The sequence below is a fragment of the Caulobacter sp. 602-2 genome, from assembly GCF_011043625.1.
Classification (GTDB): Bacteria; Pseudomonadota; Alphaproteobacteria; order Caulobacterales; family Caulobacteraceae; genus Caulobacter.
Genome location: NZ_JAAKGT010000008.1, coordinates 54,976 through 79,487 on the forward strand (window position 1 = coordinate 54,976; position 24,512 = coordinate 79,487).

22 protein-coding genes are annotated in these 24,512 nt (G+C 70.1%); 11 read left to right on the forward strand and 11 right to left on the reverse strand.

Annotated features, from left to right (window positions below):
* Nucleotide 1 precedes the first annotated feature (1 nt).
* Both G5B46_RS16200 and G5B46_RS16205 read right to left on the reverse strand, forming a co-directional pair.
* Nucleotides 2-3,028: a polar localization protein TipN gene (locus tag G5B46_RS16200; protein ID WP_165260340.1), complete on the reverse strand. Its 3,027-nt coding sequence runs from the start codon at nucleotides 3,026-3,028 to the stop codon at nucleotides 2-4.
* 198 nt (nucleotides 3,029-3,226) lie between these two features.
* Complete coding sequence (locus tag G5B46_RS16205; protein WP_165260342.1) at nucleotides 3,227-3,424, reverse strand: hypothetical protein; 198 nt, start codon at nucleotides 3,422-3,424, stop codon at nucleotides 3,227-3,229.
* Nucleotides 3,425-3,712: 288 nt separating this feature from the next.
* Between G5B46_RS16205 and cysD the strand changes: the two genes are divergently transcribed.
* Nucleotides 3,713-4,630, forward strand: a complete 918-nt coding sequence (gene cysD, locus G5B46_RS16210; RefSeq protein ID WP_165260344.1) for a sulfate adenylyltransferase subunit CysD — start codon at nucleotides 3,713-3,715, stop codon at nucleotides 4,628-4,630.
* Nucleotides 4,630-6,537, forward strand: a complete 1,908-nt coding sequence (cysN, locus tag G5B46_RS16215; protein ID WP_165260346.1) for a sulfate adenylyltransferase subunit CysN — start codon at nucleotides 4,630-4,632, stop codon at nucleotides 6,535-6,537. The genes cysD and cysN overlap by 1 nt, the downstream gene beginning before the upstream one ends.
* Before the next feature lie 165 nt (nucleotides 6,538-6,702).
* Here cysN and G5B46_RS16220 read toward each other — a convergent pair whose 3' ends face one another.
* Entirely contained in the window at nucleotides 6,703-7,869 is a 1,167-nt protein-coding gene (locus tag G5B46_RS16220) for an MFS transporter (RefSeq protein WP_165260348.1), read from the reverse strand.
* A 212-nt stretch (nucleotides 7,870-8,081) separates the two neighbouring features.
* Nucleotides 8,082-9,791 (reverse strand): methionine--tRNA ligase, encoded by a 1,710-nt coding sequence (gene metG / locus G5B46_RS16225; protein WP_165260350.1) that lies wholly within the window; start codon nucleotides 9,789-9,791, stop codon nucleotides 8,082-8,084.
* 174 nt (nucleotides 9,792-9,965) lie between these two features.
* On the opposite strand from metG, the gene G5B46_RS24480 reads away from it, so the two are divergent.
* Complete coding sequence (locus G5B46_RS24480) at nucleotides 9,966-11,762, forward strand: polysaccharide deacetylase family protein (protein WP_165260352.1); 1,797 nt, start codon at nucleotides 9,966-9,968, stop codon at nucleotides 11,760-11,762.
* The gene (locus tag G5B46_RS16235) at nucleotides 11,759-12,562 is read left to right on the forward strand and encodes a glycoside hydrolase family 16 protein (protein WP_346764941.1); all 804 of its coding nucleotides are present in this window, start codon (nucleotides 11,759-11,761) and stop codon (nucleotides 12,560-12,562) included. The genes G5B46_RS24480 and G5B46_RS16235 overlap by 4 nt, the downstream gene beginning before the upstream one ends.
* A 69-nt stretch (nucleotides 12,563-12,631) precedes the next feature.
* On the opposite strand, the gene G5B46_RS16240 is transcribed toward G5B46_RS16235, so the two are convergent.
* Entirely contained in the window at nucleotides 12,632-13,093 is a 462-nt protein-coding gene (locus tag G5B46_RS16240; protein ID WP_165260356.1) for an EF-hand domain-containing protein, read from the reverse strand.
* A gap of 8 nt (nucleotides 13,094-13,101) precedes the next feature.
* Nucleotides 13,102-13,884 (reverse strand): DUF4198 domain-containing protein, encoded by a 783-nt coding sequence (locus G5B46_RS16245; RefSeq protein ID WP_165260358.1) that lies wholly within the window; start codon nucleotides 13,882-13,884, stop codon nucleotides 13,102-13,104.
* A 165-nt stretch (nucleotides 13,885-14,049) separates the two neighbouring features.
* Here G5B46_RS16245 and G5B46_RS16250 point away from each other — a divergent pair, with 165 nt between their 5' ends.
* The 6 genes from G5B46_RS16250 (at nucleotide 14,050) to G5B46_RS16275 (ending at nucleotide 20,699) form a co-directional block, all read left to right on the forward strand.
* Nucleotides 14,050-16,287 carry a TonB-dependent hemoglobin/transferrin/lactoferrin family receptor gene (locus tag G5B46_RS16250; protein ID WP_165260360.1) on the forward strand — a complete coding sequence of 746 codons (2,238 nt, stop codon included), beginning with the start codon at nucleotides 14,050-14,052 and terminating at the stop codon, nucleotides 16,285-16,287.
* Between the two features lie 237 nt (nucleotides 16,288-16,524).
* Nucleotides 16,525-17,130, forward strand: a complete 606-nt coding sequence (locus G5B46_RS16255; RefSeq protein WP_116568453.1) for a YqaA family protein — start codon at nucleotides 16,525-16,527, stop codon at nucleotides 17,128-17,130.
* The gene (locus G5B46_RS16260) at nucleotides 17,127-17,687 is read left to right on the forward strand and encodes a disulfide bond formation protein B (RefSeq protein ID WP_165260362.1); all 561 of its coding nucleotides are present in this window, start codon (nucleotides 17,127-17,129) and stop codon (nucleotides 17,685-17,687) included. The genes G5B46_RS16255 and G5B46_RS16260 overlap by 4 nt, the downstream gene beginning before the upstream one ends.
* Nucleotides 17,684-18,253, forward strand: coding sequence for a demethoxyubiquinone hydroxylase family protein (locus G5B46_RS16265; RefSeq protein WP_165260364.1), 570 nt, complete (start codon nucleotides 17,684-17,686; stop codon nucleotides 18,251-18,253). The genes G5B46_RS16260 and G5B46_RS16265 overlap by 4 nt, the downstream gene beginning before the upstream one ends.
* 91 nt (nucleotides 18,254-18,344) lie before the next feature.
* The gene (locus G5B46_RS16270) at nucleotides 18,345-20,099 is read left to right on the forward strand and encodes a M1 family metallopeptidase (protein WP_165260366.1); all 1,755 of its coding nucleotides are present in this window, start codon (nucleotides 18,345-18,347) and stop codon (nucleotides 20,097-20,099) included.
* A gap of 81 nt (nucleotides 20,100-20,180) precedes the next feature.
* A complete protein-coding gene (locus G5B46_RS16275; protein ID WP_165260368.1) occupies nucleotides 20,181-20,699 on the forward strand; it encodes a VanZ family protein in 519 nt (172 codons plus the stop codon).
* A 6-nt stretch (nucleotides 20,700-20,705) separates the two neighbouring features.
* Here the strand turns inward: G5B46_RS16275 and G5B46_RS16280 are convergent, their stop codons facing one another.
* Nucleotides 20,706-20,990, reverse strand: coding sequence for a hypothetical protein (locus G5B46_RS16280; protein WP_165260370.1), 285 nt, complete (start codon nucleotides 20,988-20,990; stop codon nucleotides 20,706-20,708).
* Nucleotides 20,991-21,103: 113 nt separating this feature from the next.
* Here G5B46_RS16280 and G5B46_RS16285 point away from each other — a divergent pair, with 113 nt between their 5' ends.
* Nucleotides 21,104-21,949 carry an alpha/beta fold hydrolase gene (locus G5B46_RS16285; RefSeq protein WP_165260372.1) on the forward strand — a complete coding sequence of 282 codons (846 nt, stop codon included), beginning with the start codon at nucleotides 21,104-21,106 and terminating at the stop codon, nucleotides 21,947-21,949.
* Here the strand turns inward: G5B46_RS16285 and G5B46_RS16290 are convergent, their stop codons facing one another.
* The 4 genes from G5B46_RS16290 to G5B46_RS16305 form a co-directional block, all read right to left on the reverse strand.
* Nucleotides 21,950-23,035: a membrane dipeptidase gene (locus tag G5B46_RS16290; RefSeq protein WP_165260374.1), complete on the reverse strand. Its 1,086-nt coding sequence runs from the start codon at nucleotides 23,033-23,035 to the stop codon at nucleotides 21,950-21,952.
* 29 nt (nucleotides 23,036-23,064) lie between these two features.
* Nucleotides 23,065-23,583 (reverse strand): MarR family transcriptional regulator, encoded by a 519-nt coding sequence (locus tag G5B46_RS16295; RefSeq protein ID WP_165260376.1) that lies wholly within the window; start codon nucleotides 23,581-23,583, stop codon nucleotides 23,065-23,067.
* Nucleotides 23,584-23,640: 57 nt separating this feature from the next.
* Nucleotides 23,641-23,916, reverse strand: coding sequence for a hypothetical protein (locus G5B46_RS16300; protein ID WP_165260378.1), 276 nt, complete (start codon nucleotides 23,914-23,916; stop codon nucleotides 23,641-23,643).
* A gap of 118 nt (nucleotides 23,917-24,034) precedes the next feature.
* On the reverse strand, nucleotides 24,035-24,496 hold the full coding sequence (locus G5B46_RS16305) for a hypothetical protein (protein ID WP_240903534.1): 462 nt from the start codon (nucleotides 24,494-24,496) through the stop codon (nucleotides 24,035-24,037).
* Nucleotides 24,497-24,512 lie beyond the last annotated feature (16 nt).

Genomic DNA, 24,512 nt, shown 5'->3' on the forward strand with positions numbered 1-24,512 from the left:
ATCAGGCCAGGTCGCTGGCCGCCGCGTCGAGCAGCAGGTAGGCGCGACCGGCCTCCGAGGCCAGCAGGGCGGCCACCAGGAAGCCCTCGCGATCCTGCTGGGCGGCCTCGCTCACCATGCCGGCGTAGCGGCGCACGAAGCGCTCGGCGTTGGTCTTCAGCGTGGCGTCCGAGAACAGGCGGCGCACCAGGCGGCGGATCGCGGCGGGAGCCAGTTTCTTGACCACCTCGCGGGCGCCGGCCTCGTCATGGGTCTGGATGGCGGCGGCGATCTCGTCGATGCGGCCGCGCGGCAGCAGGGCCGACGGGTCGATGCCCATGGCCAGGATCTCGCCGGCCAGCTTTTCGCCCAGGGCAGCGTCGCCCGGCGAGCTGCCCTGCATGTCGCCCAGCAGGTTCTTCCAGCTCCAGCCGCCTTCGTCCTGGACGGGCTCGGGCGGAGCCGGCGCCGCGCCACGACCGCCGGCGGCGTCGAACATGGTGCGGAACTCGTCGTCGGTGGCCGTGGGGGTCAGCTTCAGGCGCTGGCGCGGCGGCGGCTCCAGCGGCGCGAAGTCGTCCGAGGGATAGGCCGGCGGCGGCGGGGTCTGGGCGCGCGGGGGCTGCGGCGCGGGCGGAGGCGGAGGCGGCGGCGCCTGGCGCTGCTGGGGCGGCGGAGCCGGTTGCGGGGCCGGTTGAGGCGCCATCTGCGGCGGACGCACCAGGGCCGAGGCGCCACGGCTCGACGGCGCGGCGAAGCTCGGGGTCTGGGCCGCGGCGGCGTTCATCTGGGTCACCGCCTCGCTCAGCATCTCGTAGTTGCGGCGGACGCGGTCCTGGAAGGCCTGATCGATGGCCGCCGTCTCCTCGGCGGTGCGGCGGGCGGCGGCGCGCAGGTCGTCGATGCCCTTCTCGATCTGGGCGCGAACCTCGGCGGCGCGAGCCAGGGCCTCACCCGGCAGGGCGGCGCTGCTCTGGCCGGCCTCGACCAGCAGACGCTCCATCTCGGCGATGGCGCTGCGAGCGGTCTCGACGCTTTCGGCCAGCTTCTGGGCGGTGCGGGCGCCGGCCTGCTCGACCACCTGGGCCGAGTTCTCGATCAGGTCGCGGGCTTCCTGCATGCGCGATTCGAACACGGCGTCGGCCTTCTGGCCGGCCGAGAAGGCGATCTCGTTCAGCTGGTCGACGCGGCCGCGAGCGGTCTCGACGCGCAGCTCCACGCCCTCCCCGGCCCGCTGGGCGGCGTCGGTGATGGCGTTCATGGCGCGGGTCAGCTCGGCCTCGAGGTCTCCACGACGGTCGACCGCGGCGGCTTCCAGGCGAGCCAGGGCGGCCTGGGTCTCGGCGGCCAGGGCCTCGCGTTCGGCGCGGGCGGCCTCGGCCATCTCGCGCAGCTGGTCGCCGGACGAGACGATCAGGCCGCGCAGCACCTCGGCGCCCATGGCGGCGATGTCGCCCAGCTCGGAAGCGCCGACGCGGGTGTAGGCCACGAACTCGGTGAGCTGGGCGGTGCGGGTCTCGGTCTCGGAGGAGAAGTCCTCCTGGTCGGCGCGCAGGGCCTGGGCGACGGCCACCAGGGCGGCGCGCTGCGAGGCCAGGCTGCGTTCGACGCTGCCGATCTGGTCGCCGACGCCCTGGCCGGCGGTTTCCAGGCGGGCGATCTGGCGCGACAGGTCCTCGGCCCCGACGCGGGCGGCGTCCGACGCCTCGGCGGCGGCGGCGGCGAGATCGGCGGCGCGGGCGGCAAGCGCGGCCTCGGCCTCGCGCAACTGGGTTTCGGCCAGGTCGGAGGCCTCGGCGACCATGCGGGCCTGACTGCCGATGGCGTCGACCACGGCGGTGGACTGGGTGTCGAGGGTGGCCGACAGCGCCTGCATGGCGTTGCGCTCGTGGCCCAGGCCCTCGGCCAGCTGCTTGGCCATGCGGCTCGACGAGTCGGCGGCCTCGACCAGGCGGGCGGTCTCCTCGGCCAGGGCCTGGCGCAGGGTGACGATGCGCTCGCGGGCGGCGTCGGCGGCGCTGGTGGCCGCGTCGATCTGGCCGCTGAGGGCGTCGACCACGCCGGTGGCCCCGGCGGCGGCCAGCGCGGCGGGGGTCAGCAACTGGTCGGTCAGCTGGCGCGTGCGGCGCAGCTCGGCCGACACGCCCATGGCCTGGCGCAGCATGTAGGCGGCCAGCAGGATGAAGGCGGCCGGACCGGCGGCCAGGGCCGCGAACACCGCCATGGTCACCGGCATCGGCAGGGTCGGCCCATAGCCCAGGGCGAACATCACCGGCGCCACCGCCCACAGGGCCGCGACGCAGACCGCCATGCTCCAATAGACGCCGCCGGGCATCGGCTTGCGTTCGGCGCGTTCGGCCAGGGCCTGCACCGGACGCTCGGCGACCGGGGGACGCGCGGCCGGATCGGGCCTGGCCGGCGGTTCGGGCTCGGGACGCGGCGCGGGCGGTTGGGCCGCGGCGGGAGCGGTCAGGAAGGTCGGCAGCGGCGGCAGGTCGTCGGCCGGCGCGCGCTCGGCGCTGCGCGTGCGACGGCTGCGCGGCTCGGGCGGCGGAGCAAATTCGGGCATGGGTTCTGGTTCAGGCGCGGGCGGCGGCGCCTCGGCGATCGGTTCGGCTTCAGGCTCAGGCGGCGCGACCGGTTCCGGCGGCGCGGAGGTGCGGAAGAACGAGCGGCGCGCGCTGGAGCGATCCTCGCGCAGCGGCGGTTCGTACGGTTCGGGGGCCGGCTCCACCGGCGGCGCCGGTTCGGGTTCGGGCTCAGGCGCGATCGACGAGGCCAGCGGCTCGGGCGCCGGTTCGGGCTGGGGCTCGGGCGGCTGATAGGACGGCGGACGCGCGCCGCGCGACGGCGCGGCCAGGAAACCGGCTTCCGGCAGGTCGGCGATGTCGAGATCGTTGTCCGGCTCGCTGATCGGCGCGTCCGGATCGGGCTCGGCGGCGGCGAAGGGTTCCGACTCGGGCAGGCCAGAAGCAGGCGCCGCATCGTCGCGGGGCGTCTCCACCGGCAGGGTGGAAAAGTCGAGCGGTCGGCGCTTCTTAGGCTTCATACGCAGCCACTGTCCCAAGGCGAACGACGAGGGGGCCTCTCACAGCGACGCAGCGCGCAAGCCCCTTCATCGCGCAGGCGAGTAAACCTAGCCGCGAAAGGCGCCCGCGCATAGCCGGTTGACGCGGTTTTCCCCAAAGCGGGCCGAGTGTTGCGCGATTCTGCGGGGGCTCGCCCCGACGATCCCGGGGCGGACGGATCAGGCGCGGGCGAGGCGCGCGGCCTGTTCGGGGCAGACGATCTTGGGCGCGGTTTCCAGGCGCACGGCCTGGCGCGGCGAACGCGCTACGGTGCGTTCGACCTTCGGCTTGACGATCTTTTCCTCGATCACCACGCCGAATTGGCAAAGGGCCGTGGCCGAGAGCCACAGCACGACAGCCGCGAGGAGTTCTGACAAGAAGGACATCGGCTTACCCGTCGATCCGATAGCGCCGTTATGCCGCAATCCATGGTCATGCTCGAATGAACTTTTGGTCATGTTGGCGCAACGGCGCCCACACAAGCTGACAGCGCCCCTAGATTTCTGAGCCTTGCTCCCCGGGTCGTGGAGACCTAGGTCGCAGGCTCCCCCGGTACTTCGCTTCCCGCCGTCCGGCGCGGGGCGAAGTCTTTCTGTTTGCGGACGACCGTCTTGGCCCTTACCCAGCTTGCATCCCAGGCGCCCGCCGTCGCTTACGAGCCGACCATGCCCGTGATCTCGCCCGCCCGCCTCACACACCTGCAGCGCCTGGAAGCCGAGAGCATCCACATCATGCGCGAGGTCGCGGCCGAGTGCGAAAACCCGGTCATGCTGTACTCGATCGGCAAGGACAGCGCGGTGATGCTGCACCTGGCCGCCAAGGCGTTCTATCCGTCCAAGCCGCCCTTCCCGCTGCTGCACGTCGACACGACCTGGAAGTTCAAGGCGATGTACGAGCTGCGCGACAAGATCGCCGAGCAGCTGGGCTTCGACCTGCTGGTCCACAAGAACCCCGAGGCCGAGGCGCGCGGCATCAACCCGTTCGACCACGGCAGCGCCCTGCACACCGACCTCTGGAAGACCGAAGGCCTCAAGCAGGCCCTGGCCAAATACGGCTTCGACGCAGCCTTCGGCGGCGCCCGCCGCGACGAGGAGAAGAGCCGCGCCAAGGAGCGCGTGTTCAGCTTCCGCTCGGCCGAGCAGCGTTGGGACCCGAAGAACCAACGCCCCGAGCTGTGGAAGCTCTACAACACCCGCAAGCACCCGGGCGAAAGCCTGCGAGTCTTCCCGATCTCCAACTGGACCGAGCTGGACGTCTGGCAATACATCCACCTGGAGAACATCCCGATCGTGCCGCTCTACTTCTCGGCCCCGCGGCCGGTGGTCGAGCGCGACGGCGCGCTGATCATGGTGGACGACGAACGCTTCCGCCTGCGCGAGGGCGAGGAGCCGCAGATCAAGAGCGTGCGCTTCCGCACCCTGGGCTGCTACCCGCTGACCGGCGCCGTCGAGAGCACCGCCTCGACCCTGCCCGAGATCATCCAGGAGATGCTCCTGACCACCACCAGCGAGCGCCAGGGGCGGGTCATCGACCACGACCAGTCCGCCTCGATGGAGAAGAAGAAGCAGGAGGGCTACTTCTGATGGCTCACCAGTCCGCCCTCATCGCCGAAGACATCGAAGCCTATCTCGAGGCCCACCAGAACAAGTCGCTGCTGCGCTTCATCACCTGCGGCAGCGTCGACGACGGCAAGTCCACCCTGATCGGCCGGCTGCTCTACGACAGCAAGATGATCTTCGAGGACCAGATGGCCGCCCTCGAGGCCGACTCCAAGCGCGTGGGCACGCAAGGCGGGGCGATCGACTTTGCGTTGCTGGTCGACGGCCTGGCCGCCGAGCGCGAGCAGGGCATCACCATCGACGTCGCCTACCGGTTCTTCTCGACCGACAAGCGCAAGTTCATCGTCGCCGACACCCCCGGCCACGAGCAGTACACGCGCAACATGGTCACCGGCGCCTCGACCGCCGACGCGGCGGTGATCCTGATCGACGCGCGCAAGGGCGTGCTGACCCAGACCCGCCGCCACTCCTACCTCGTCAGCCTGCTGGGCATCCGCAACGTGGTGCTGGCGGTCAACAAGATGGACCTGGTCGACTGGGACCAGGCGGTGTTCGACGCCATCGTCGCCGACTACCGCGCCTTCGCCGAGAAGATCGGCCTTTCGGTCTTCACCCCGATCCCGATCTCGGGCCTGGGCGGCGACAACATGGCCGTGCGCAGCGAGCACACCCCGTGGTTCGACGGCCCGATCCTGATGGACTGGCTGGAAAGCATCGAGGTCGAGGACAGCCTTCAGGCCCAGCCGTTCCGCATGCCTGTGCAGTGGGTCAACCGCCCGAACCTCGACTTCCGCGGCTTCTCGGGCCAGCTGGCCTCGGGCGTGGTCAAGCCGGGCGACCGGGTCAAGGTGCTGCCGTCCGGCCGCGAAAGCCGGGTGTCGCGCATCGTCACCCTGCCCGGCGACCTGGACCGCGCCGTCGCCGGCCAGTCGGTGACCATCACGCTGACGGATGAAGTCGACGTCTCCAGAGGCGACGTGCTGGTCGCCGCCGACAGCCCCTCGGCCGTCGCCGGCCAGTTCGAGGCGACGCTGGTGTGGATGGACGACGAGCCCCTGCCGCCCGGCCGCTCCTACCTGCTGAAGATCGGCGCGCGCCTCGTGGGCGCCAGCGTCACCGAGATCAAGCACCGGGTGAACGTCAACACGCTGGAGCACACGGCCGCCAAGCGGCTGGAGCTCAACGAGATCGCCCACGTCAACCTCTCGCTCGACCAGGCCATCCCGTTCGAGGCCTATGCCGACAACCGCGACCTGGGCGGCTTCATCCTGATCGACCGGATCAGCAACCGCACCGTCGGCGCGGGCATGCTGAACTTCGCTTTGCGCCGGGCCGACAACATCCACTGGCAGCACACCGACGTCTCCAAGGCCTCGCGCGCGGCGCTGAAAAGCCAGCGCGGCCGCGTGGTGTGGCTGACGGGCCTGTCGGGCGCGGGCAAGTCGACCATCGCCAACCTGGTGGAAAAGCGCCTGCACGCCTTGGGCCGCCACACCTACCTGCTGGACGGCGACAACGTGCGCCACGGCCTCAACAAGGACCTCGGCTTCACCGAGGAGGACCGCGTCGAGAACATCCGCCGGGTGGCCGAGGTCGCCAAGCTGATGGTCGACGCCGGCCTGATCGTGCTGACCGCCTTCATCTCGCCGTTCCGGGCCGAGCGCCAGCTGGCGCGCGAGATCCTGGCCGACGGCGAGTTCGTCGAGGTGTTCGTCGACACCCCGCTGGCCGTGGCCGAGAGCCGCGACGTCAAGGGCCTCTACAAGAAGGCGCGTTCGGGCCAGTTGAAGAACTTCACCGGCATCGACAGCCCCTACGAGGCGCCCGAGGCGGCCGAACTGGTCATCGACACCACCAAGGTCGACCCGGTGGCCGCGGCCGAGCAGATCGTGGCCTGGCTGGAAGGCGAAGAGGTCTCGTACGAGATCTAGGGAGGGAGGGGCCCTGCCCCTTTCCTTTCGGTTGTCATCCCGGCCGAAGGCGCGCAGCGCCGTAGAGCCGGGATCTCCCGCGTTTCAGGACAGGGCCGCCGTGGGAGATCCCGGCGCTCCGCTTCGCTGCGGCCGGGATGACAACCAAGGGGTAGGGGGACGCCCCTACGCCCCCGCCTTCACCCGCGCGCTGCGGCCCAGCACCAGCGCGCCGCACAGCCCAGCCGCGCCCAGCGCCGCCATCGCCCAGTAGCCCTTCACGCCCAGGGCGTCGAACAGCGGGCCCGAGGCAAGGGTCGCCAGGCCCAGGGTGAAGCCTTGCGACACCGCCGAGTTCAGGGCCTGGGCGGCCGAGGCGCTCTTGGGCGGCGTCAGGCGCTCGATCAGCTGCAGCGAGGCCAGGAAACTCGCGGCAAAGGTGAAGGCGTGCAGCGCCTGCAGCGGGAACAGCGCCCACAGCGGCGGGGCGAAGGCGTAGGCCGTCCAGCGGATCACCGCCGCGCCAGCGCCCATGGCCAGCAGTCGCCCCGGCCCGACGCGACGCCGCCAGGGTTCCAGGAACCACATGAACCCGACCTCGGCCGCGACGCCGACGCCCCACAGGACGCCGATCATCGGCTCGGGGATCTCCTGCTTGCGCCAGAGGATGGTCGAAAAGCTGTAGTAGAAGCCGTGGGCGCCCTGGATAAGGCCGGCCGTGACCACCGCCAGCACGAACACCCGGTCGGTCAGCAGGCTGCCCAGGCCCTTCCAGCGATCACGCTTGGCGGGGGCCTCGCCCTCGTCGTGCACGCGCTCGGGCGGGACCAGGACGAAGGCCGCGAAGGCGGTCAGCAGGGCCGCCACGGTGATCCAGACGACGATGACCTCGGCGCCGACCAGGGTCAGCACCACGCCCATGGCGAGGTTGGCGGCGATGAAGGCGCTGGAGCCCGATCCGCGCGGCAGGCCGTAGTTGAAGCCCTCCAGCCGCGCCCGGCGCAGGGTCACCACGTCGATCAGCGGCGAGATGGTCGAGAACAGCGTCGCGCCCAGCAGCCAGCAGACCAGCAGGCTCCAGAACCCCGGCGCGACCAGCATGGCGAGATAGGCCCCGGCGGCGGCGATCGCCAGCAGGATCATCGGCGAGCGTCGCAGGCTGAAGCCGTCGGCCCAGACGGCCAGGATCGAACCGGTGAAGGGCTTGAGCAGCAGCGGCGCGGCCAGCACGGCCCCGATCTCGGCCCCCGAAAGCCCCCTCGCCCGCAGGAAGGTGGCCACGTACGGCAGGCTCACCCCGATGACCAGGTAGATGGCCACATAGAACAGGCTGAGACGGGCGACGAGCGGCATGGCCCGCTCGTAGAGCGCCGTGCGGTGAAGGGGAAGGAAATCCTTCTCCCCCTGCGGGAGAAGGTGTCGGCGCAAGCCGACGGATGAGGGGTCGCACAAACGAAAAACGCCGCGACAGCGGATCGGCTATCGCGGCGTCAAATGTCTGAGAGACCCCTCACCCGACCTCGCTCCGCGAGGCCACCCTCTCCCACAAGGGGAGAGGGATCAGGTCATTCCGCTCCGCCGAAGCGCGCGGCCCATTCGGCGATCATGTCGTCGTCGATCTTCTTGAACAGGACCTCGGGCGCACGAACCGTCTGGCCGGCCGGCACGGTCGACAGCTCGGCCGCGACGTCCGACGACGGCCACGCGGGCGGCCAGGCCTGACCGAAGGCCTCGCCGATCTTCTCGGCGGCGAACGGGATGAACGGGGCCGAGATGCGGGCGTAGAGCGCGGCGAGATTCAGGGCCGTGCGGACGATCACCGCGGCGCGGTCGCGGTCGGTCTTGATCGCCGTCCAGGGGGCGGCTTCCTGCAGGTACTCGTTGCCGACCACCCACAGCGCCCGCAGCGCCTGGGCGCTCTTGCGGATCTCGATGGCGTCCATCTGCTCGGCGAGGTCGGCCAGGCGCTCGGCGACGTCGGCGTAGAGCTTCTCCTCGAGCGGACCGATTTCGCCGCCTTCCGGCACGACGCCGTCGAACTTGCTCTCGGTGAACTTCAGGATGCGGTTGACGAAGTTGCCCAGCACGTCGGCCAGGTCGCGGTTCACGGCGCTGGCGAACTGCTCCCAGGTGAAGGCCGTGTCGCTGCCTTCCGGCGAGTTCGAGGTCAGGTACCAGCGCCAGAGATCCGGCGGCAGGATGTCGAGCGCCGCGTCCATGAACACGCCGCGCTTGCTGCTGGTCGAGAACTTGCCGCCGTACCAGTTCAGCCAGTTGAAGGCTTTGAGCATGTCGACGCTCTTCCACGGCTCTTCCGAGCCGAGGATGGTCGCGGGGAAGCTGACGGTGTGGAACGCCACGTTGTCCTTGCCCATGAACTGGACGTAGCGGACGTCGTCGGCGCCGGCGTCGGTGCGCCACCACGAGCGCCAGTCACGATCGACGCCGGCCTCGGCCCATTCCTGGGTGGCGGCGATGTACTCGATCGGCGCGTCGAACCAGACGTAGAAGACCTTCTCTTCCATGCCCGGGCGCGGCAGGCCGTCCTTGGTCACCGGCACGCCCCAGGCCAGATCCCGGGTGATGCCGCGATCAATGAGGCCCTCGTCCAGGTGCTTGTAGGCGATCGACTTGGCCAGGGTCGGCCAGTCGGGGTGGCTGTCGACCCAGGCGCGGATGCGGTCGGCCATCTTGGTCTGGAGGAGATAGAGGTGCTTGGTGTCGCGCACTTCCAGGTTCCGCGAGCCGGAGATCACCGAGTACGGGTCCTTCAGGTCGGTCGGGTCCAAGAGGTTGCCGCAGTTGTCGCACTGGTCGCCGCGGGCCTTTTCGAAGCCGCAGTGCGGGCAGGTGCCCTCGATGTAGCGGTCGGGCAGGAAGCGGCGGTCGTCGATCGAGTAGACCATCTGGTCGACCCGCTCCTCGATCAGGCCTTGCGCTTCCAGCACCTCGGCGAAGTGCTGGGTCAGGCGATGGTTCTGCGGCGAGGACGAGCGGCCGAAATGGTCCCACGACAGGCCGAACGCGCGGCCCACGTCGTGCTGCAGCACGTGCTGCTCCTCGCAATAGGTCTGGACGTCCTGGCCGGCGGCGGCGGCGGCCAGTTCAGCGGGCGTGCCGTGCTCGTCGGTGGCGCAGATGTAGAGGGTGTCGTGGCCCCGGGCCCGCTGGAAGCGCGCATAGACGTCGGCCGGCAGCATCGACCCCGCAAGGTTCCCCAGGTGCTTGATGCCGTTGATGTACGGCAGGGCCGAGGTGATCAGGATGCGAGCCATGGGACGGGGCGTCTTTCCGGGGACGAACGAGAAACAGGAGGCGTCCGCATATAGAAGCCCGCGCGCCGAAGGGAAAGCGTCGCGGCTCGCCCGCAACCTGTCGGCGCGCGAAATCACGGGCTCGCGCGGCGAGCGTTTTCAGGCTTGGATGCCGGACGCTGGACTGGAGGCCCCATGATGCGCCGTCGCCTGCCGCTGCTGCTCGTCGCGCTCGCCGTGCTGCTGGCCGGCGGCTGGTGGTGGTGGCGCGAGCGGCCCGATCCGTCGGTGATGCACGTCTTTCCCGGCGTGCGCGGCCCGGCCAAGGCGTCGAAGATCGTCGAGCCGCCCCGCACCCGCATCGCGCAGTTCGACAGGGGCGGCCCGCACCGCCTGGCGATTCTGGTCACCGACCCGCAGTCCGGATGGCTGGGCCTGGTGCGCGGCTTCCGCGCCCACGGCGTGCCGATCACGGTGACGGAGGATCCCGCCAAGGCCCTGCGGCACAAGGTGGTGCTGGTCTATCCGATCGTCTCGGGCCGGGTGCTGAGCGCAGAGCAGCTGCGCGCCCTGGCCCAGCACGTGCGCGACGGCGGCACGGTGGTGGCCTTCAACCTGGCCGGCGGCGGACTTGGCGAGCTGTTCGGCGTCGGCGAGGGAACCGAGGCCTCCTCGCGCCTGCGCATGCGCTGGACCGGTGCGACCGGCGAGCCCGAGAGCGACGAGATCGTCGTCTCCTCCACCGGCGAGGCGAAGGTCGCCAGCGTCGGCTACGCGCCGGGGACGGCGCAGGCGGCGGCCCGCTTCGACGACGGTTCGGTCGCCGCTGCGTGCAGGAAGGTGGGCGGCCAGGCCTGCGTGCTGGGCGTCGACCTGGGTTCGCTGGCCCAGCGCTCGATGAACGGCCGCGCCGAGGCCCTGGCCCGCCACTACGTCAACGGCTACGAGCCCTCGCTCGACGTGCTGTTTCGCTGGGTACGCGACCTCTACGTGGCCGGCGAGCCGATGCCCTGGCTGGTCTCGACCGCCCCGGCCGGCCGCCAGGCATCGATCCTCTTCACCCACGACGTCGACTACGGACCGTCGGTCCACAACGCCCTGGCCTATGCCGACGCCCTGAAGGCGCGGGGCGTCCAAGGCACGTTCTTCGTCCAGACCAAGTACATGAAGGACTACAACGACAAGGTGTTCTTCGACGACGCGGCCGTGGCCGACGTCAAGGGCCTGCTGGCGCGCGGTCAGGAAGTCGGCAGCCACACCGTCGCCCATTCGGGCGCCTTCGAGCACACGATGCCGCTGGGCGACGGCCGCGAGCGCTATCCGCGCTATCGCCCCTTCGTCCAGACCGTCGACACCGTGAAGGGGGCCACGATCCTAGGCGAGCTCCGGGTGTCGAAGTTCCTGCTCGACAGGCTGGCGGGCGCGGACGTGGTCTCGTTCCGGCCCGGACGGCTGGCCTATCCGTTCACCCTGCCCCAGGCCCTGAACGCCAGCGGCTATCGCTATTCCTCGTCGATCACCGCCAACACGGTGCTGACCCACCTGCCCTTCCAGCTGACCGACGGGCGGGCCGACGGCGCGCTGCAGCCGGTGTTCGAGTTCCCGGTCGGCGTCGAGGACGAGGAGGCCCCGCCGCTGCTCCAGCGCCTCGACGCCGCCGACGCCCTGGTGGCCAAGGTCGCCCGCGAGCGCGGCGTGGTCACGGTGCTGATCCACCCCAACCAGGTCGGCGACAAGCTGCGGTTCGAGGAGGCCCTGGCCGACCGCTGGAAGGGCCGGGCATGGATGGGCGGGGTGCGCCAGTTCGGCGACTGGTGGACGGCGCGCGACGCCCTGGACCTGGACGTCCAGCCACGCGGCGACGGATGGGTCATGGTCGCCGACGCGCCCAAGGGCGCAGCCGAGGTCGAGGTGCTGCTGCCCAAGGCCGCCCAGGGTCGCGTGACGCTGCGGCTGCCGCCCGGCGGCCGCTCGACCACGGCGATCAAGTGAGACGCCTGCTGCTCGCCCTGCTGCTGGCCGCCCTGACAGGCCCGGCCGCCGCCGCTCCGCGGCTGATCTGGTCGGACGAGTTCGACGGCGATCGCCTGGATCCGGCCAGGTGGACGGCGGCGGCCGACTGCTGGGGCGGCGGCAACGAGGAGCGCCAGTGCTACGCGGCGGGCAACGTCTCGGTCTCGGGCGGGGTGCTGCGGCTGAACGCTCGCAAGGAGCGCGCGTCGGGTCCGGCGCGCCGCGACGGCGGCCCGCGCGTGAGCCGCGACTACGCCTCGGGCGGGGTCAGCACCAAGGGGCTGGCCTCGTTCCGCTACGGCCGGATCGAGGTGCGCGCCAAGCTGCCGCTGGGCCAGGGGCTGTGGCCGGCGATCTGGATGCTGCCCGAGCACGACAACTACGGCCCCTACCCGCTGTCGGGCGAGATCGACATAGCCGAGGCGGTGAACCTGGGGGTGCGCTGCCGGTCGTGCCGCGACCGGGTGCGGGGGGCCGCGCATCACGGCCCGACGCTGCAGGCCAACCGCAGCGACTCGGCGGACACGGCCCTGGGCGACCTGACGGCCTTCCATGTCTTCGCGCTGGAATGGACGCCGAAACGGCTGACCTGGCTGCTCGACGGCAAGCCCTACTTCACGCGTCCGGGCGGGCGGCCCTTCGACGAGCGCTTCCACCTGATCCTCAACCTGGCGGTCGGCGGACGGTGGGCGGAGACCACGGGCAGGCGCGGCGTCGACGACGCGGCCCTGCCCGAGAGCCTGCTGGTCGACTGGGTGCGCGTCTACGCGGAGAACTAGCGCCCCCGGCTCCAGAAGGGGATCAAGGAACCGGGGGCGCGCCCCCCAAGGGGAACGGACTGACCTGGATCAGTTCGTGTCGGCGGCCACCGGATCGGCGGCCGAGACCGTGCCGTCCTTGTTGGTGTCGTGGGTCACGAACATCCGCCAGCCCGAATAGGCGAACTCGGCCGGGGTGATGCCGCCGCTCTTGTCGCTGTCGAGGACGCCGAAGCGCACGTCGGCCTGGCGCATCTGGCGAACGCGCTCTTCTTCCTTCTTCTCGGCGGTCTCGGTCGAGGCGGCGAGGCGCTTTTCGAGACGGCCCTTGAACTCGCCGACGTACTCTTCCTTGGACAGCACGCCGTTCTTGTCGGCGTCGATGGCCTTGAAGAGCTGGTCGCGGGTGACGACGAACTCTTCCTTGGTGACGACGCCGTCGCCGTTGACGTCCTGCTCCTTGATGAAGGTGTCGCGGGCGTGCGAGGCGGCCAGGGCCGGAGCGGAGACGGCGGCCAGCACGGCCGCCAGGATCAGGGTGTTGCGGATCATCTGGGTTCTCAGCGCAGGGATTCGAAGGTCAGCGAGTAGGTGTGGCTCTGGCCGGGCTGGCCGGCGGCGGCCGGGGCGACGCGATAGCGGGCCTGCACCTGGTAGACGCCCGAGCGCTCGGGCTTGATCTCGAAGCGGCCCTGGGCGTCGCTCTTGACGGTGACCGGGGCGCTCTTGGCGTCGGCGTAGCGGTCGCCGCCGGCGGTCACGGTGACCTCCTGGCCGGACACCGGCTTGCCGTCGTACAGCACCACGAACTTGGCCGGCTGGCCGGTGGTGATGTCGCTGGGGTGGGTGACGGCCTGGAACTCCAGGCCCTTGCCGACCGGGGCCAGCGCGGCGGCGCTGGGCGCGCCCTTGGTCACGTAGACGTCGGCGGTGGTGATGCTCTGCATGTCGACCACCTGGGCGCCGGCCGGCGCCTTGCCCGGCTCCAGGAACTCCCACTCGCCGTTGACCAGCGTGGCCTTGCCGACGCGCCCGGCGCGCTGGCCGGTGGTGATGCGATAGGTGCCGGCCGCCTCGATCGGCGCTTCCACCAGAGCCAGCTCGCGCAGGTAGGTCGGGGTCAGCGGCTTGCGCACGCCGTCGGGACCGATCACCGCGTAGGCGTCGGACTTCATCACCACTTCAGGGGTGAAGAACTCTTCGGCGAACGAGCCCTGCACCGTGACGACCTTGCGGCTGGAGACGTCGAAGGTGCTGGGCAGCATGTAGGGCGAGTGGGCGTGCGCCAGGCCGGACAGGCCAAGGCCCGCCAGCAGCGCCGCCGAAGCGAGCATGGTCTTCATCGGAATCCCCCTCAAGGACGATCGGTGCGTTGGGAAGGCTCCTATTGCGGATGAATCTAAGAATCAATCGCAAATAACTTGACCCAATCGCCAGACGGTCGTAGCTCCCCATCCAACGAATGCGAACAATTCGCATCTGAGGCCGAAAACTGGGGGTTCCTTCTTTTGTCGCGCAACAAACTCATATGCTTCGCCGCCGTCTCGGCCGGCGCCCTGCTCTCCGCCACGGCGGCCTTCGCGGCCGACGCTTCCTCGGCCGCCGACACGGCCGAGCTGGACAAGGTCACCGTCACCGCCACCCGTAGCGAGAAATCGATCCTGGCCGTGCCGGCCACCGTCTCGGTGACGACGAGCCAGGAGATCGAAGACGCCCTCATCAACGACGCCAAGGACCTGGTGCGCTTCGAGCCCGGCGTCGCGGTGCGCAGCGCCCCGTCGCGCTTCACCGCCGCCGGTTCGTCCACGGGCCGCGACGGCAACGCCGGCTTCGCCATCCGCGGCCTCGAGAGCAACCGCGTGCTGATCATGGTCGACGGCGTGCGCGTCCCAGACGGTTACGCCTTCGGCGCCCAGTCGGTCGGTCGCGGCGACTATGTCGACGTCGACGTGCTGAAGTCGGTCGAGATCGTCCGCGGCCCCGCCTCGGCGCTGTACGGCAGCGACGGCGTCGCCGGCTCGGTCAGCTTCTTCACCAAGGACCCGTCCGACATCCTGAAGGGCAAGAGCTTCGCCGCCCGCGGCCGCGTGGGCTACGCGTCGGCCGACGAAAGCTGGACCGAAAGCGCCCTGGTGGCCGGCGCCAGCGGCCGCTGGGAAGGCCTGCTGGCCTACACCCGCCGTGACGGCCACGAAACCGAGACCCAAGGCGCCAACGGCTCGTCCAGCGTCGCCCGCACGGTGGCCAACCCCGAGGACAACCAGTCCAACGCCATTCTCGGCAAGCTGGCCTTCAACCTCGACGACCGCAACAAGTTCACCCTGACGGTCGACCACCTGGATCGCGACATCGACTGGAACGTGCTGTCGGCGATCACCATCCTGCCGACCAACCCGACGGCGGCACAGACCGCGGGCGCCACGATCGGCCTCACCGCCTTCGACAAGATGCGTCGCGACCGCGTCAGCCTGGCCCACGTCTTCACCGGCGGCCAGGGCCTGATCGAAACCGCCCGCACCACCGTCTACTATCAGGACAGCACCACGCGTCAGTTCTCGGCCGAGGACTTCCGCACCAACGCCGACCGCACCCGCGACGCCAAGTTCGACAACGAGGTGTTCGGCGGCGCGATCGAGCTGAACAGCAAGGCCAGCCTGGCCGGCGCCGATCACCGGATCGTCTGGGGCGGCGACGCCTCGATCACCCGCCAGACCGGCCTGCGCGACGGCACCGTGCCCGGTGCCGGGGAGACCTTCCCCAACCATCCGTTCCCGGTCACCGACTACACGCTGCTGGGCGCCTATGTGCAGGACGAGTTCTCGGCCGGTCCGGTCACCTTCTATCCGGCCCTGCGCTACGACTACTACAAGCTGGAGCCCAAGAGCGACGCGCTGTTCACGGCCAACACGCCGGTCAGCCAGAGCGACTCGCGCTTCTCGCCCAAGCTGTCGGCCGTCTGGCAGGTCACCGACCTGATCAGCGTGTTCGGCAACGCCGCCACCGGCTTCAAGGCCCCCTCGCCTTCGCAGGTCAACAACGGCTTTTCCAACCCGGTGCGCTTCTACAAGTCCATCGCCAATCCGGACCTGAAGCCCGAGACCAGCCGCAGCTTCGAGCTCGGCTTCCGCCTGCGCCGCCCCACCTGGAACATCGGCGTCACCGGCTTCACCGGCAAGTACGACGACTTCATCGAGCAGATCCAGGTCGGCGGCGCGTTCACCGCCGCCAACCCGGCGGTCTACCAGTACGTCAACCTGGCCGAGGCCGAGATCAGCGGGGCCGAGGCTCGCGGCGAGATCTTCATCGGCGAGGCCTGGCGTCTGATCGGCACGGCCGCCTATGCGCGCGGCTACTCGACCAACGCCGGCAAGAGCACGCCGCTGCAGTCGGTCGACCCGGCCAAGTTCACGGCCGGCCTGTCCTACCGCGACCCGGCCGGTCGCTTCGGCGGCCAGTTCAGCGTCATGCACGTGCAGAAGAAGTCGTTCGACAGCCTGGGCGTCACCTGCACGGGCACGTGCTTCGCGCCGCCGGCCTTCACCACGGCCGACGCCACGGCCTACTGGAACGTCACCGAGGCGGTCACCCTGCGCGGCGGCGTCTTCAACCTGACCGACGAAAAGTACTGGTGGTGGAGCGACGTGCGCGGCGCGACCACGACCGGGACGGCGACCGCGCCCGTGGTCGTCGACGGCTACACCGCTCCGGGACGCAACTACAGCGTCTCGCTGGCGGTCAAGTTCTAGGACCCGCAAGGTCCTAACCGAGACACGCGGTCGTAATGTTGCGGCGACCGCGTGGCCCCGTCCTCCTCCGCGCCATGTCGGCCCGGCGCCTGGAGGACGGGGCGTTTTCTTATCTACCCCCCGGCGGAACGCCCGCCTTCGCGGCGTCGCAAAAAGAACCGGAAAACGTCGTCGCATCGCCCGGGACAAGCGCGCCGACCCCTGCTAGCAACGGCGCATCCGCAAACGGGAGTTCGCATGCTGCGCCGCCTCTACGACTGGGTCATGGGCCTGGCCGCCTCGCGTCACGCGCCCAAGAGCCTGTTCGCCGTCTCCTTCGCGGAGAGCTCGTTCTTCCCCGTCCCGCCCGACGTGATGCTGGCCCCGATGGTGCTGGCCCGTCCGGACCGCGCCTGGCGCTACGCCGCCATCTGCACCCTGGCCTCGGTGCTGGGCGGGATCCTGGGCTACGCCATCGGCTACTTCCTGACCCCGGTCGGCCAGTGGATGATGGCCGCCACCGGCCATGCCGGCGGCCTGGCCGAGTTCAAGTGCTGGTACGACAAGTACGGGGTGTGGGTGATCCTGGCCAAGGGCCTGACCCCCATCCCCTACAAGCTGGTGACCATCGCCTCGGGCCTGGCGGCCTTCAGCTTCCCGATGTTCATCTTCGCCTCGGTCGTCACCCGCGGCGCGCGCTTCTTCCTCGTCGCCTTCGTCGTCAAGAAATTCGGCCCGGCCCTGTTGCCGGTGATCGAGCGCCGCCTGGCCCTGGTGGCCGGCGGTTTGATCCTGCTCCTTGTCATCGGCCTCGCCGCGAGCCATTTCCTGGGAGGAAGCAGCGGAGGCGCGTGCGCCGTATGACCACCGACACCCCGGCCGTGACCACCGGTCCCCTCGTTCCCAAGCGTCCGTCCCTGGACTGGATCGCCAAGCACTGGCCGGTCCTGGCCTTCGCCGCCAGCGCGATCATGCTGGGCGCGGCCCACGCTTTCGAAAGCTTCGGGGGCCTGGCACCCTGCCACCTGTGCCTGAAGCAGCGCGAGGTCTACTGGGTCGCCGGAACCGTCGGCCTGGTCGCCACCGTCCTGCAGCGCACCCCGCTATGGACGCGCCTGCGGACGCCGGCCCTGTGGCTGCTGGGCGCGATCTTCCTCTACGGCGCGGGCCTTGCGGCCTTCCACGCCGGCGTGGAATGGAAGTGGTGGCCCGGCCCCACCACCTGCACCGGCGGCGGCGTCGCCACGTCGGGCGACCTGGTGGCCATGCTGAAGGGCGCCAAGATCCAGCCGCCGATGTGCGACAAGGCCGCCTGGGTTTTCCTGGGCCTGTCCATGGCCGGCTGGAACGCCCTGGTCTCGCTGGGCCTGGCCGTCGTCTCGGCCTTCGCGGCCCTTCGCCGTAAGGAGGCCTTGCAATGAGCGCCGCCCAGAAAGCCGTTCCGCCCCGTCCCGGCCGCGGCGCCCAGGCCGCCCGCCTGGCCGAGATCCTGCGCGTCGACCAGGCCGGCGAACTGGCCGCCGTGCACATCTATCGCGGCCAGCAGGCCGTCATGAAGCACGCCCGCGGCCACCAGCGCGTCGCTGAGCAGCTGAAGGAGATGGAGGGCCACGAGCAGGTCCACCTGTCGCGCTTCAACGAGCTGCTGAACGAGCACAAGGTCCGCCCGACCCTGATGTCGCCCCTGTGGCGGCTGGCGGCCTTCACCCTGGGCGCCGGCACCGCCCTGATCGGCGACAAGGCCGCCCACGCCTGCACCGAGGCCGTCGAGTCGGTGATCGAGAAGCACTATGCCGGCCAGATCGAGGAACTGAAGGACCGCGACCCGGCCCTGACCGCCGAGCTCGTCCAGTTCCGCGAGGACGAACTGATGCACCACGACCTGGCCATCGAAGAAGGCGCCCACGAGGCCACGGCCTATCCCCTTCTGAGCGCGGTCATCCAGACCGGCTGCAAGGTGGCGATCAAGATCAGCGAGAAGATCTAGAAACGCTCTCTCATCGAGGGATGGGTTTCTACGGCTTGGCCTCAGCGCCCGCCTCCCCTACCGATGGACCTGTCCATCGCGGGGAGTCGCCGTGCCTGCATCGTCCGTCCGAGCCCTGGCCCTGGCCGCCGCCCTGCCGCTGCTGATCGCAGCCGCCCCCGCCCGCAAGCCGTCCAAGCCGCCCCGCGCCGCCCCCACGGCCCAGACCCTGGCCACCGGCGGGGCGCTGAAGCCCGACCAGGCCGGCGTGCGGATCGAGCACGTCGACCTGTCGATCGAGGTGTTCCCCAAGCGCAAGTCCATCGCCGGCGAGGCGGTGCTGGCCCTGCGCGCCGATCGCGAACTGCCGGCCATCGTGCTGGACCTCGACCGCGAGCTCGCCGTGTCGGCGGTGTCGCTGGACGGTCGCGAGCTGCCGCCGACGGCTTGGCGCAATCTCGACGGCCGCCTGTCGATCACCCCGCCCGCGCCTATCGCCGCCGGGCACACCACCGCCGTGCGGATCCGCTATGCCGGCGTGCCCGTCGAGGCCAAGCGCGCCCCGTGGGACGGCGGCTTCGTCTGGGCCAGCACGCCCGACGGCCGCCCGTGGATCGCCACCGCCGTGCAGGGCGAGGGCTGCGACCTCTTCTGGCCGTGCATCGACCACCCGACCGGCGAGCCTGATCTGGTCGACCTGCGCGTCACCGTGCCCGCCCCCCTGTCGGCCCCGTCCGGCGGGGTGCTGGTCGACGTTCGGGAGGCGGCCGGCAAGCGCACCTTCCACTGGCGGATGAAGAGCCCCAACACCTACGCCGTCGCCCTCAATATCGGTCCCTACGTTCAGCTGAAGGACACCTACGAGAGCCGCTTCGGCGACAGCTTTCCGATCGAGTTCTGGGCCATCGAGGGCAACGAGGCCAAGGCGCGCGGCCTGTTCGCCCAGTTCAAGCCGATGCTCGACTTCTACGAGGGGATGATCGGTCCCTACCCATTCCGGTCCGAGAAGATGGGCGCGGTCGAGACCCCGCACCTGGGCATGGAGCACCAGACGCTGAACGCCTACGGCGCCGGCTACGCCCAGGAGATCTACGGCTTCGACTGGCTGCTGGAGCACGAACTGGCCCACGAGTGGTTCGGCAACCAGATGACCAATGTCGACTGGGACGACATGTGGCTGCACGAGGCCTTCGGCACCTACATGCAGCCGCTCTATTCGCAGTGGCTGCACGGCGACATGGAGTACATGGTCCGGCTCAACGAGATGCGGGTGAAGAGCTTCAACAAGTTCCCCATCGTCTCGGGCAAGCCGATGGAGGAGGAGGCCGTCTACGACGCCAAGGTCGGCCCCGGGACGGACATCTACTACAAGGGCGCCAACATGCTGCACACGCTGCGCGGCCTGATCGGCGACGAGGCCTTCTTCACCGCCACCCGCGTGCTCGTCTATGGCCGCCCCGATCCCAGGCCCGGCAACTTCGCCCCGCGCTATGCGGTGACCGAGGACTTCATCAAGGCCGTCAACGACGCAACCGGCGCCGATTATCGCTGGTTCTTCGACGCCTATCTGCGCCACGCCGCCCTGCCGGACCTGGTCGAGACCCGCGAGGGCGATGACCTGGTGCTGGCCTGGAAGACCCCGGCCGGGCGCTTCCCGATGCCGGTCGAGGTGAAGGTGGGCAGCAAGGTGGTGACGCTCTCGATGGCCGACGGGACCGGCCGCGTGCGGGTGGGCGGCGCCGTTCCGGTGATCGTCGATCCCGCCTCCAGAATCCTGCGCCGGCAACCTTACCTGGAGGCCTACCACGCCTGGAAGACGGCCAAGGACGTGGCCGCCAAGCCCGCGCCCGCCCAGCCGAAGAAATAGTCATCTTCCGTTGACCGTGTTCCTTCACGGTTTGCGAGGCATGCGGGCTTAGGACTCAGGGCTCCACCGCGAGCCGAGCCCATGCTGACGCCCAACCATGTCGTTACCGCCGCCAAGGCCGTGCTCTTCCTGGGAGCGGCCAGCGCCGTAACCCTGATGCTCGGTCCGTTCCAGGGGCTGGAGCAGGCCTTCGGGCTCAGCGACAAGGCCGCACACGCCCTGGCCTTCGGCGGGCTGACGGCGGTCGCCTTCCTGGCCTTCCCGAAGATGCGCCGCAACGACCTGGCGATCGCCGCGATCCTGCTGGGCGCCAGCGCCGAGATCGCCCAGCTGTTCGCCCATCGCAGCGCCAGCTTCACCGACCTGGCCGCCGACGTCGCCGGGATCGCGGTCGTCTATCTGGCCAGCCACATCGAGGCGGTGCGTCGCGACGCCCGCGAACGTGGCGCCATGCGCTTCTCCGACATCTCCGCCCAGCGCCAGCGCCGCCGTCGCCGCAAGAGCAGCGTCGTCATGCCCGGCGCCGGCGCGACGGAAGGCGAAGCCGCCCGCGGCAGCTTCGCCTCCCGCGCCGCCGCGCGCTTCCCGCGCGAGGCCTGATCGCCGTCAGGTGATCCGCTTGACGCTGACCGGGTCGCTGCCCGGGAAGCTTTCCTCCAAGCCCTCGTCCAGCAGGGCTTCCTGGCGGCTTTCCGAGCACTCGACCTTCTCGGCCAGTTGGTCGTGCTTTTCGTTGTCGGCCAGGGGCCGGTCGGCGCGCCTGGCGTGCGGCGCCTCGATGTGACGGTCCTCCGGACGCAGCTTGCCCTCAGCCGCGCAATCGGCGGTCGTCGACGAGGTGCCGTGCGTGAAATGGCGGCCGTCTTCCTGATGATGCCTGTGACCGATCATGACCGGTTTCTCCCGTGCTTCGCCCGCGAGGGCGTCGGGAGATAAACCCCCAGCCCACGGCCGGGGTTGCTCGCCCCCCAGACAAGCGGCGCGAAGCAGGCTATGCAAACGCCATGCAAAAGCCGCTTACGTTGCTCGCCTGCCTTTTGCTCGGCGCCTGCGCTTCGACGCCCGCGCCGGATCGCGCGCCCGCGCCCAAGCTGGCGGTCGAGACGCGCAACTACGCGACCACGCCGCTCAGCCCGACACCGGCCGACCTGCCGCCGCTCGAAGCCTTCGCCGCCGACAGCTTCACCGGGCCGGACGGCGTGCGCCTGCCCTACCGCCTGCTGTCGCCGGCCACGAAGGAAAAGCTGCCCCTGGTGGTGATCCTGCACGGCTCGGGCGCGGTGGGCCACGACAACAAGGCCCAGATGGGCCCCTTCGTGCGCGGCTGGGCGCGTCCCGGCGTGGCCAAGACCTTCCCGGCCTTCGTGCTGGCGCCCCAGGCGCCGACCCGCACCGCCAACTACGCCAAGGGCGCCGACCGGCTGCTGGCCTCGCGTCCGGGCGCCAGCCTGCCGGCCGTCCTGGCGCTGATCGACGACCTGTCGGCCCGCCTGCCGATCGACACCGACCGCATCTATCTCGTCGGCTTCTCGATGGGCGGCTCGGCGGCGATGAACGCCGCGGCGCTGGCGCCGGGAAAGTTCGCGGCCGTGGCGGCCTTCTCCGGCGTGCCGCCCGAACGCGCCCTGGCGGCCAAGGTCGCCCCGACCCCGGTGATGATCGTCCACGGCGACAAGGACCGAGAGAACCCCTACGCCCCCGACCTGGCCTGGGCCGGCGCCCTGGCCAACGCCGGCGGGAACGTGCGCTTCGTCTCCTATTCGGGCATGGCCCACGTGGTGCCGCCCGACATGATGCACGACGAGACCTGGCGGGCCTGGCTGTTCTCGCAGAAGCGCAAGAAGGACTAGCTAGGCGGTCCAGGTCTCGGTGAAGACCCGCTGGAAGTTGCCGCCCAGCACCTTGTCGACCACCCGCGCGCCGTAGCCCCGCCGCCGCAGCTCTTCGGCGATGACGGTGAAGCGGTCGGCGCGGTTCAGGCCGACCACGAACGGCGGCGGACCCTCGCCCGGCGCAGCCACGCCGGCGGCCTTGCGCTCTTCCAGGCTCTTGTTCCACTGGGCCATGCTCTCGGGCGAGGTGTCGAACGGCCACAGCAGGGCGTCGCTGCCGATGCCGACATGATCCTCGCCGCAGACCTTCAGGGCGTGGGTCAGGTGAGCGAAATAGACGTCCAGCGAGGGCTGGGCCGTCGGGTCGGTCAGGTAGGACAACTCGTAGATCCCCATCACCCCGCCCCGCTCGGCCATGGCCCGCATCAGCCGGTCGGACTTGTTGCGCGGATGGACGTGAACGGCGCTGGCGCCCCCATGGGTGATCAGGACGGGTTTGCTCGAGGCGGCGACGGCGCCCAGGCTGGACGGCTCGTCGCTGTGGCTGACGTCGATCGTCACGCCCAAGGCGTTCATCCGCTCGACGGCGCGGCGGCCCAGCTCAGTCAGGCCCGTGGACGGCGACGACATCGTGCCCGACGCGAACGGCGTGGTGCGGTTGTAGCTCAGCCCCATGACCAGCACGCCCGCGGCGCGGAACTGGTCGATGGCGGCGAGGTCGCCCTCCAGCATCTCCGACGCTTCGAACGAATAGATGATCCCGAGGCGCTTGGTGGCCTTGGCCCGCGCGAAGTCGGCGACCGAGGCGACCTTGAGATAGAGGTCGGGATTGAGCGCCACGGCCTTGTCGAGGCCGGCTATGGACTGCGCGGTCTCGGCCCGCGTCTCCGTGCCAGGCCCGCCGATCGTCTGCTTGGCCGCCGTCAGGCCTGAGGCCCTGACCATGTCGCGCATCGCCTGGTCGACCGGCTTTTCCGGATCGATGGGCAGCATCAGGTTGCCGTTGATGGCGAAGGCCTGGCCGGCGGCGTTGGCCGACCCGGACGCGCAGACCGCCAGCATGGAGGCCGCCGTTCCCAGGAAGATGCGACGCGTGGTGCTCATGATCCCCTCGAAGGAATATATGTAGGCACCTACATATCTATACCGACCTCGCCTTCGTCCAATGAAATTCCCGACATGATCCGTTCGAACATCGACCGGCGGTCCAGGGCGTCGTCGAGCTGGTCGAGCAGGCGGACCAAGTGGCCGGCCTCGGCGTCGAGCTCTCGCGCGGCGGTGTTGAACGCGTCCCAGAGCGGGGCCAGCCGGGCGGCCATCGCCCGGCCCTGCTCGGTCAGTTCCAGCAGCCTGCGCCGGCCGTCCTCGGGCGAGGCCCGGGAAACGATCAGGCCGGCCCTCTCCATCGAGCGGCTGGCCTCGCTGACCGAGACGTGGGTGATGCGCAGGATCGCGGCGATCTCGCCCACGCCCATCGGGCGATCATGCTCCACCAGCTGGCGCAGGGCGCCGTACCAGCGCTGCTCGAACCGGATCCCCCGGGCGGCATAGACCCGGGCGCCGTCGCGATCGATCCGGTCGGAGACGCGCCTCAGGCGGGCGGCCAGGGCCTCGCCGCCGAAGCCGCGGCTGTAGTCTTCAGGATCGGACATCTCGTAATCCGCAGGTGGGAAAAGCGCTCCCCTTCTGGGCCATCCCTGCGTGGCCCGCTAGAGCCCCGCGCGCGTCAAGGCTTCACGCACCACGTCGGGGGCGTGGTCGATGACACGCAGATAGGCCAGCATGGCGGCGTCCGGGCGCGCCTCGCCATGCTCCAGTTCGCTCAGCACAGGCAGCGGAATGGCGAAGGCCCGCGAGAACTCGGCCTGGGACAGGCCGCTGCGCCAGCGCACCGCCTGCACGAGCGCGCGGGACGAGCGGACCTCGCTGGGCGCGGCCTTGTCGTCGATGGCGATATCGGTGGTGGTCAGGCGCGCTGCGGCCATAAGGATCGCTCCCTTTGCTGCTCTTCTCCCCGACCGCTCCTCTATACGCGTTCGATTGCACAAATTCGACGGCCCCACGTCGTCAATACGACGGTTCGGGGGCGGCTCGGCCCGAAGGTCAGCCCTGCGGCTTGGACAGCAGGGCGCGCGCCTTGACCTCGACCGCCTCGACGCCCTTCAGCGGGTCGCCGGCGTCGTCGAGGATGTTGGAGAAGCGCTTGAGGTCCTGGGTCGAGATCCGCTTGATGCGGCGATCGCGCGCCCATTCCATGCCGATCAGCTGGCCCAGCCTGCAGGCCTTGGGCAGCAGCGCAGGCTTCTCGGACGGGCCGCCCTTGACCAGCAGCTTGGTGACGATGTCGTTCCAGTTGGGCGAGCCGGGGAAGCACAGCGACAGGTCCTGGCAGTTGCCGGTCCAGAACCGCTTGTACCAGCGGGCGTGATCGTCATTCTCGAACCGCAGGCCGCGCGTCGGCTGGACCACGTTCAGGCAATCGCCGCGCACGAACTCCTGCGCAGACGCAGAGCCGGCCACCAGACCGGCGAACAACAGGGCCGTCGCCCCGATACGAAACCGCAAAACCATCCTCCTGATA

Bases quoted from the DNA above. Each gene is read 5' to 3' on its own strand.
- G5B46_RS16200 (WP_165260340.1), bottom strand. From the start codon at position 3,028: ATGAAGCCTAAGAAGCGCCGACCGCTCGACTTTTCCACCCTGCCGGTG.
- cysD (WP_165260344.1), top strand. From the start codon at position 3,713: ATGCCCGTGATCTCGCCCGCCCGCCTCACACACCTGCAGCGCCTGGAA.
- cysN (WP_165260346.1), top strand. From the start codon at position 4,630: ATGGCTCACCAGTCCGCCCTCATCGCCGAAGACATCGAAGCCTATCTC.
- G5B46_RS16220 (WP_165260348.1), bottom strand. From the start codon at position 7,869: ATGCCGCTCGTCGCCCGTCTCAGCCTGTTCTATGTGGCCATCTACCTG.
- metG (WP_165260350.1), bottom strand. From the start codon at position 9,791: ATGGCTCGCATCCTGATCACCTCGGCCCTGCCGTACATCAACGGCATC.
- G5B46_RS24480 (WP_165260352.1), top strand. From the start codon at position 9,966: ATGATGCGCCGTCGCCTGCCGCTGCTGCTCGTCGCGCTCGCCGTGCTG.
- G5B46_RS16240 (WP_165260356.1), bottom strand. From the start codon at position 13,093: ATGATCCGCAACACCCTGATCCTGGCGGCCGTGCTGGCCGCCGTCTCC.
- G5B46_RS16245 (WP_165260358.1), bottom strand. From the start codon at position 13,884: ATGAAGACCATGCTCGCTTCGGCGGCGCTGCTGGCGGGCCTTGGCCTG.
- G5B46_RS16255 (WP_116568453.1), top strand. From the start codon at position 16,525: ATGCTGCGCCGCCTCTACGACTGGGTCATGGGCCTGGCCGCCTCGCGT.
- G5B46_RS16260 (WP_165260362.1), top strand. From the start codon at position 17,127: ATGACCACCGACACCCCGGCCGTGACCACCGGTCCCCTCGTTCCCAAG.
- G5B46_RS16265 (WP_165260364.1), top strand. From the start codon at position 17,684: ATGAGCGCCGCCCAGAAAGCCGTTCCGCCCCGTCCCGGCCGCGGCGCC.
- G5B46_RS16275 (WP_165260368.1), top strand. From the start codon at position 20,181: ATGCTGACGCCCAACCATGTCGTTACCGCCGCCAAGGCCGTGCTCTTC.
- G5B46_RS16280 (WP_165260370.1), bottom strand. From the start codon at position 20,990: ATGATCGGTCACAGGCATCATCAGGAAGACGGCCGCCATTTCACGCAC.
- G5B46_RS16285 (WP_165260372.1), top strand. From the start codon at position 21,104: ATGCAAAAGCCGCTTACGTTGCTCGCCTGCCTTTTGCTCGGCGCCTGC.
- G5B46_RS16290 (WP_165260374.1), bottom strand. From the start codon at position 23,035: ATGAGCACCACGCGTCGCATCTTCCTGGGAACGGCGGCCTCCATGCTG.
- G5B46_RS16295 (WP_165260376.1), bottom strand. From the start codon at position 23,583: ATGTCCGATCCTGAAGACTACAGCCGCGGCTTCGGCGGCGAGGCCCTG.
- G5B46_RS16300 (WP_165260378.1), bottom strand. From the start codon at position 23,916: ATGGCCGCAGCGCGCCTGACCACCACCGATATCGCCATCGACGACAAG.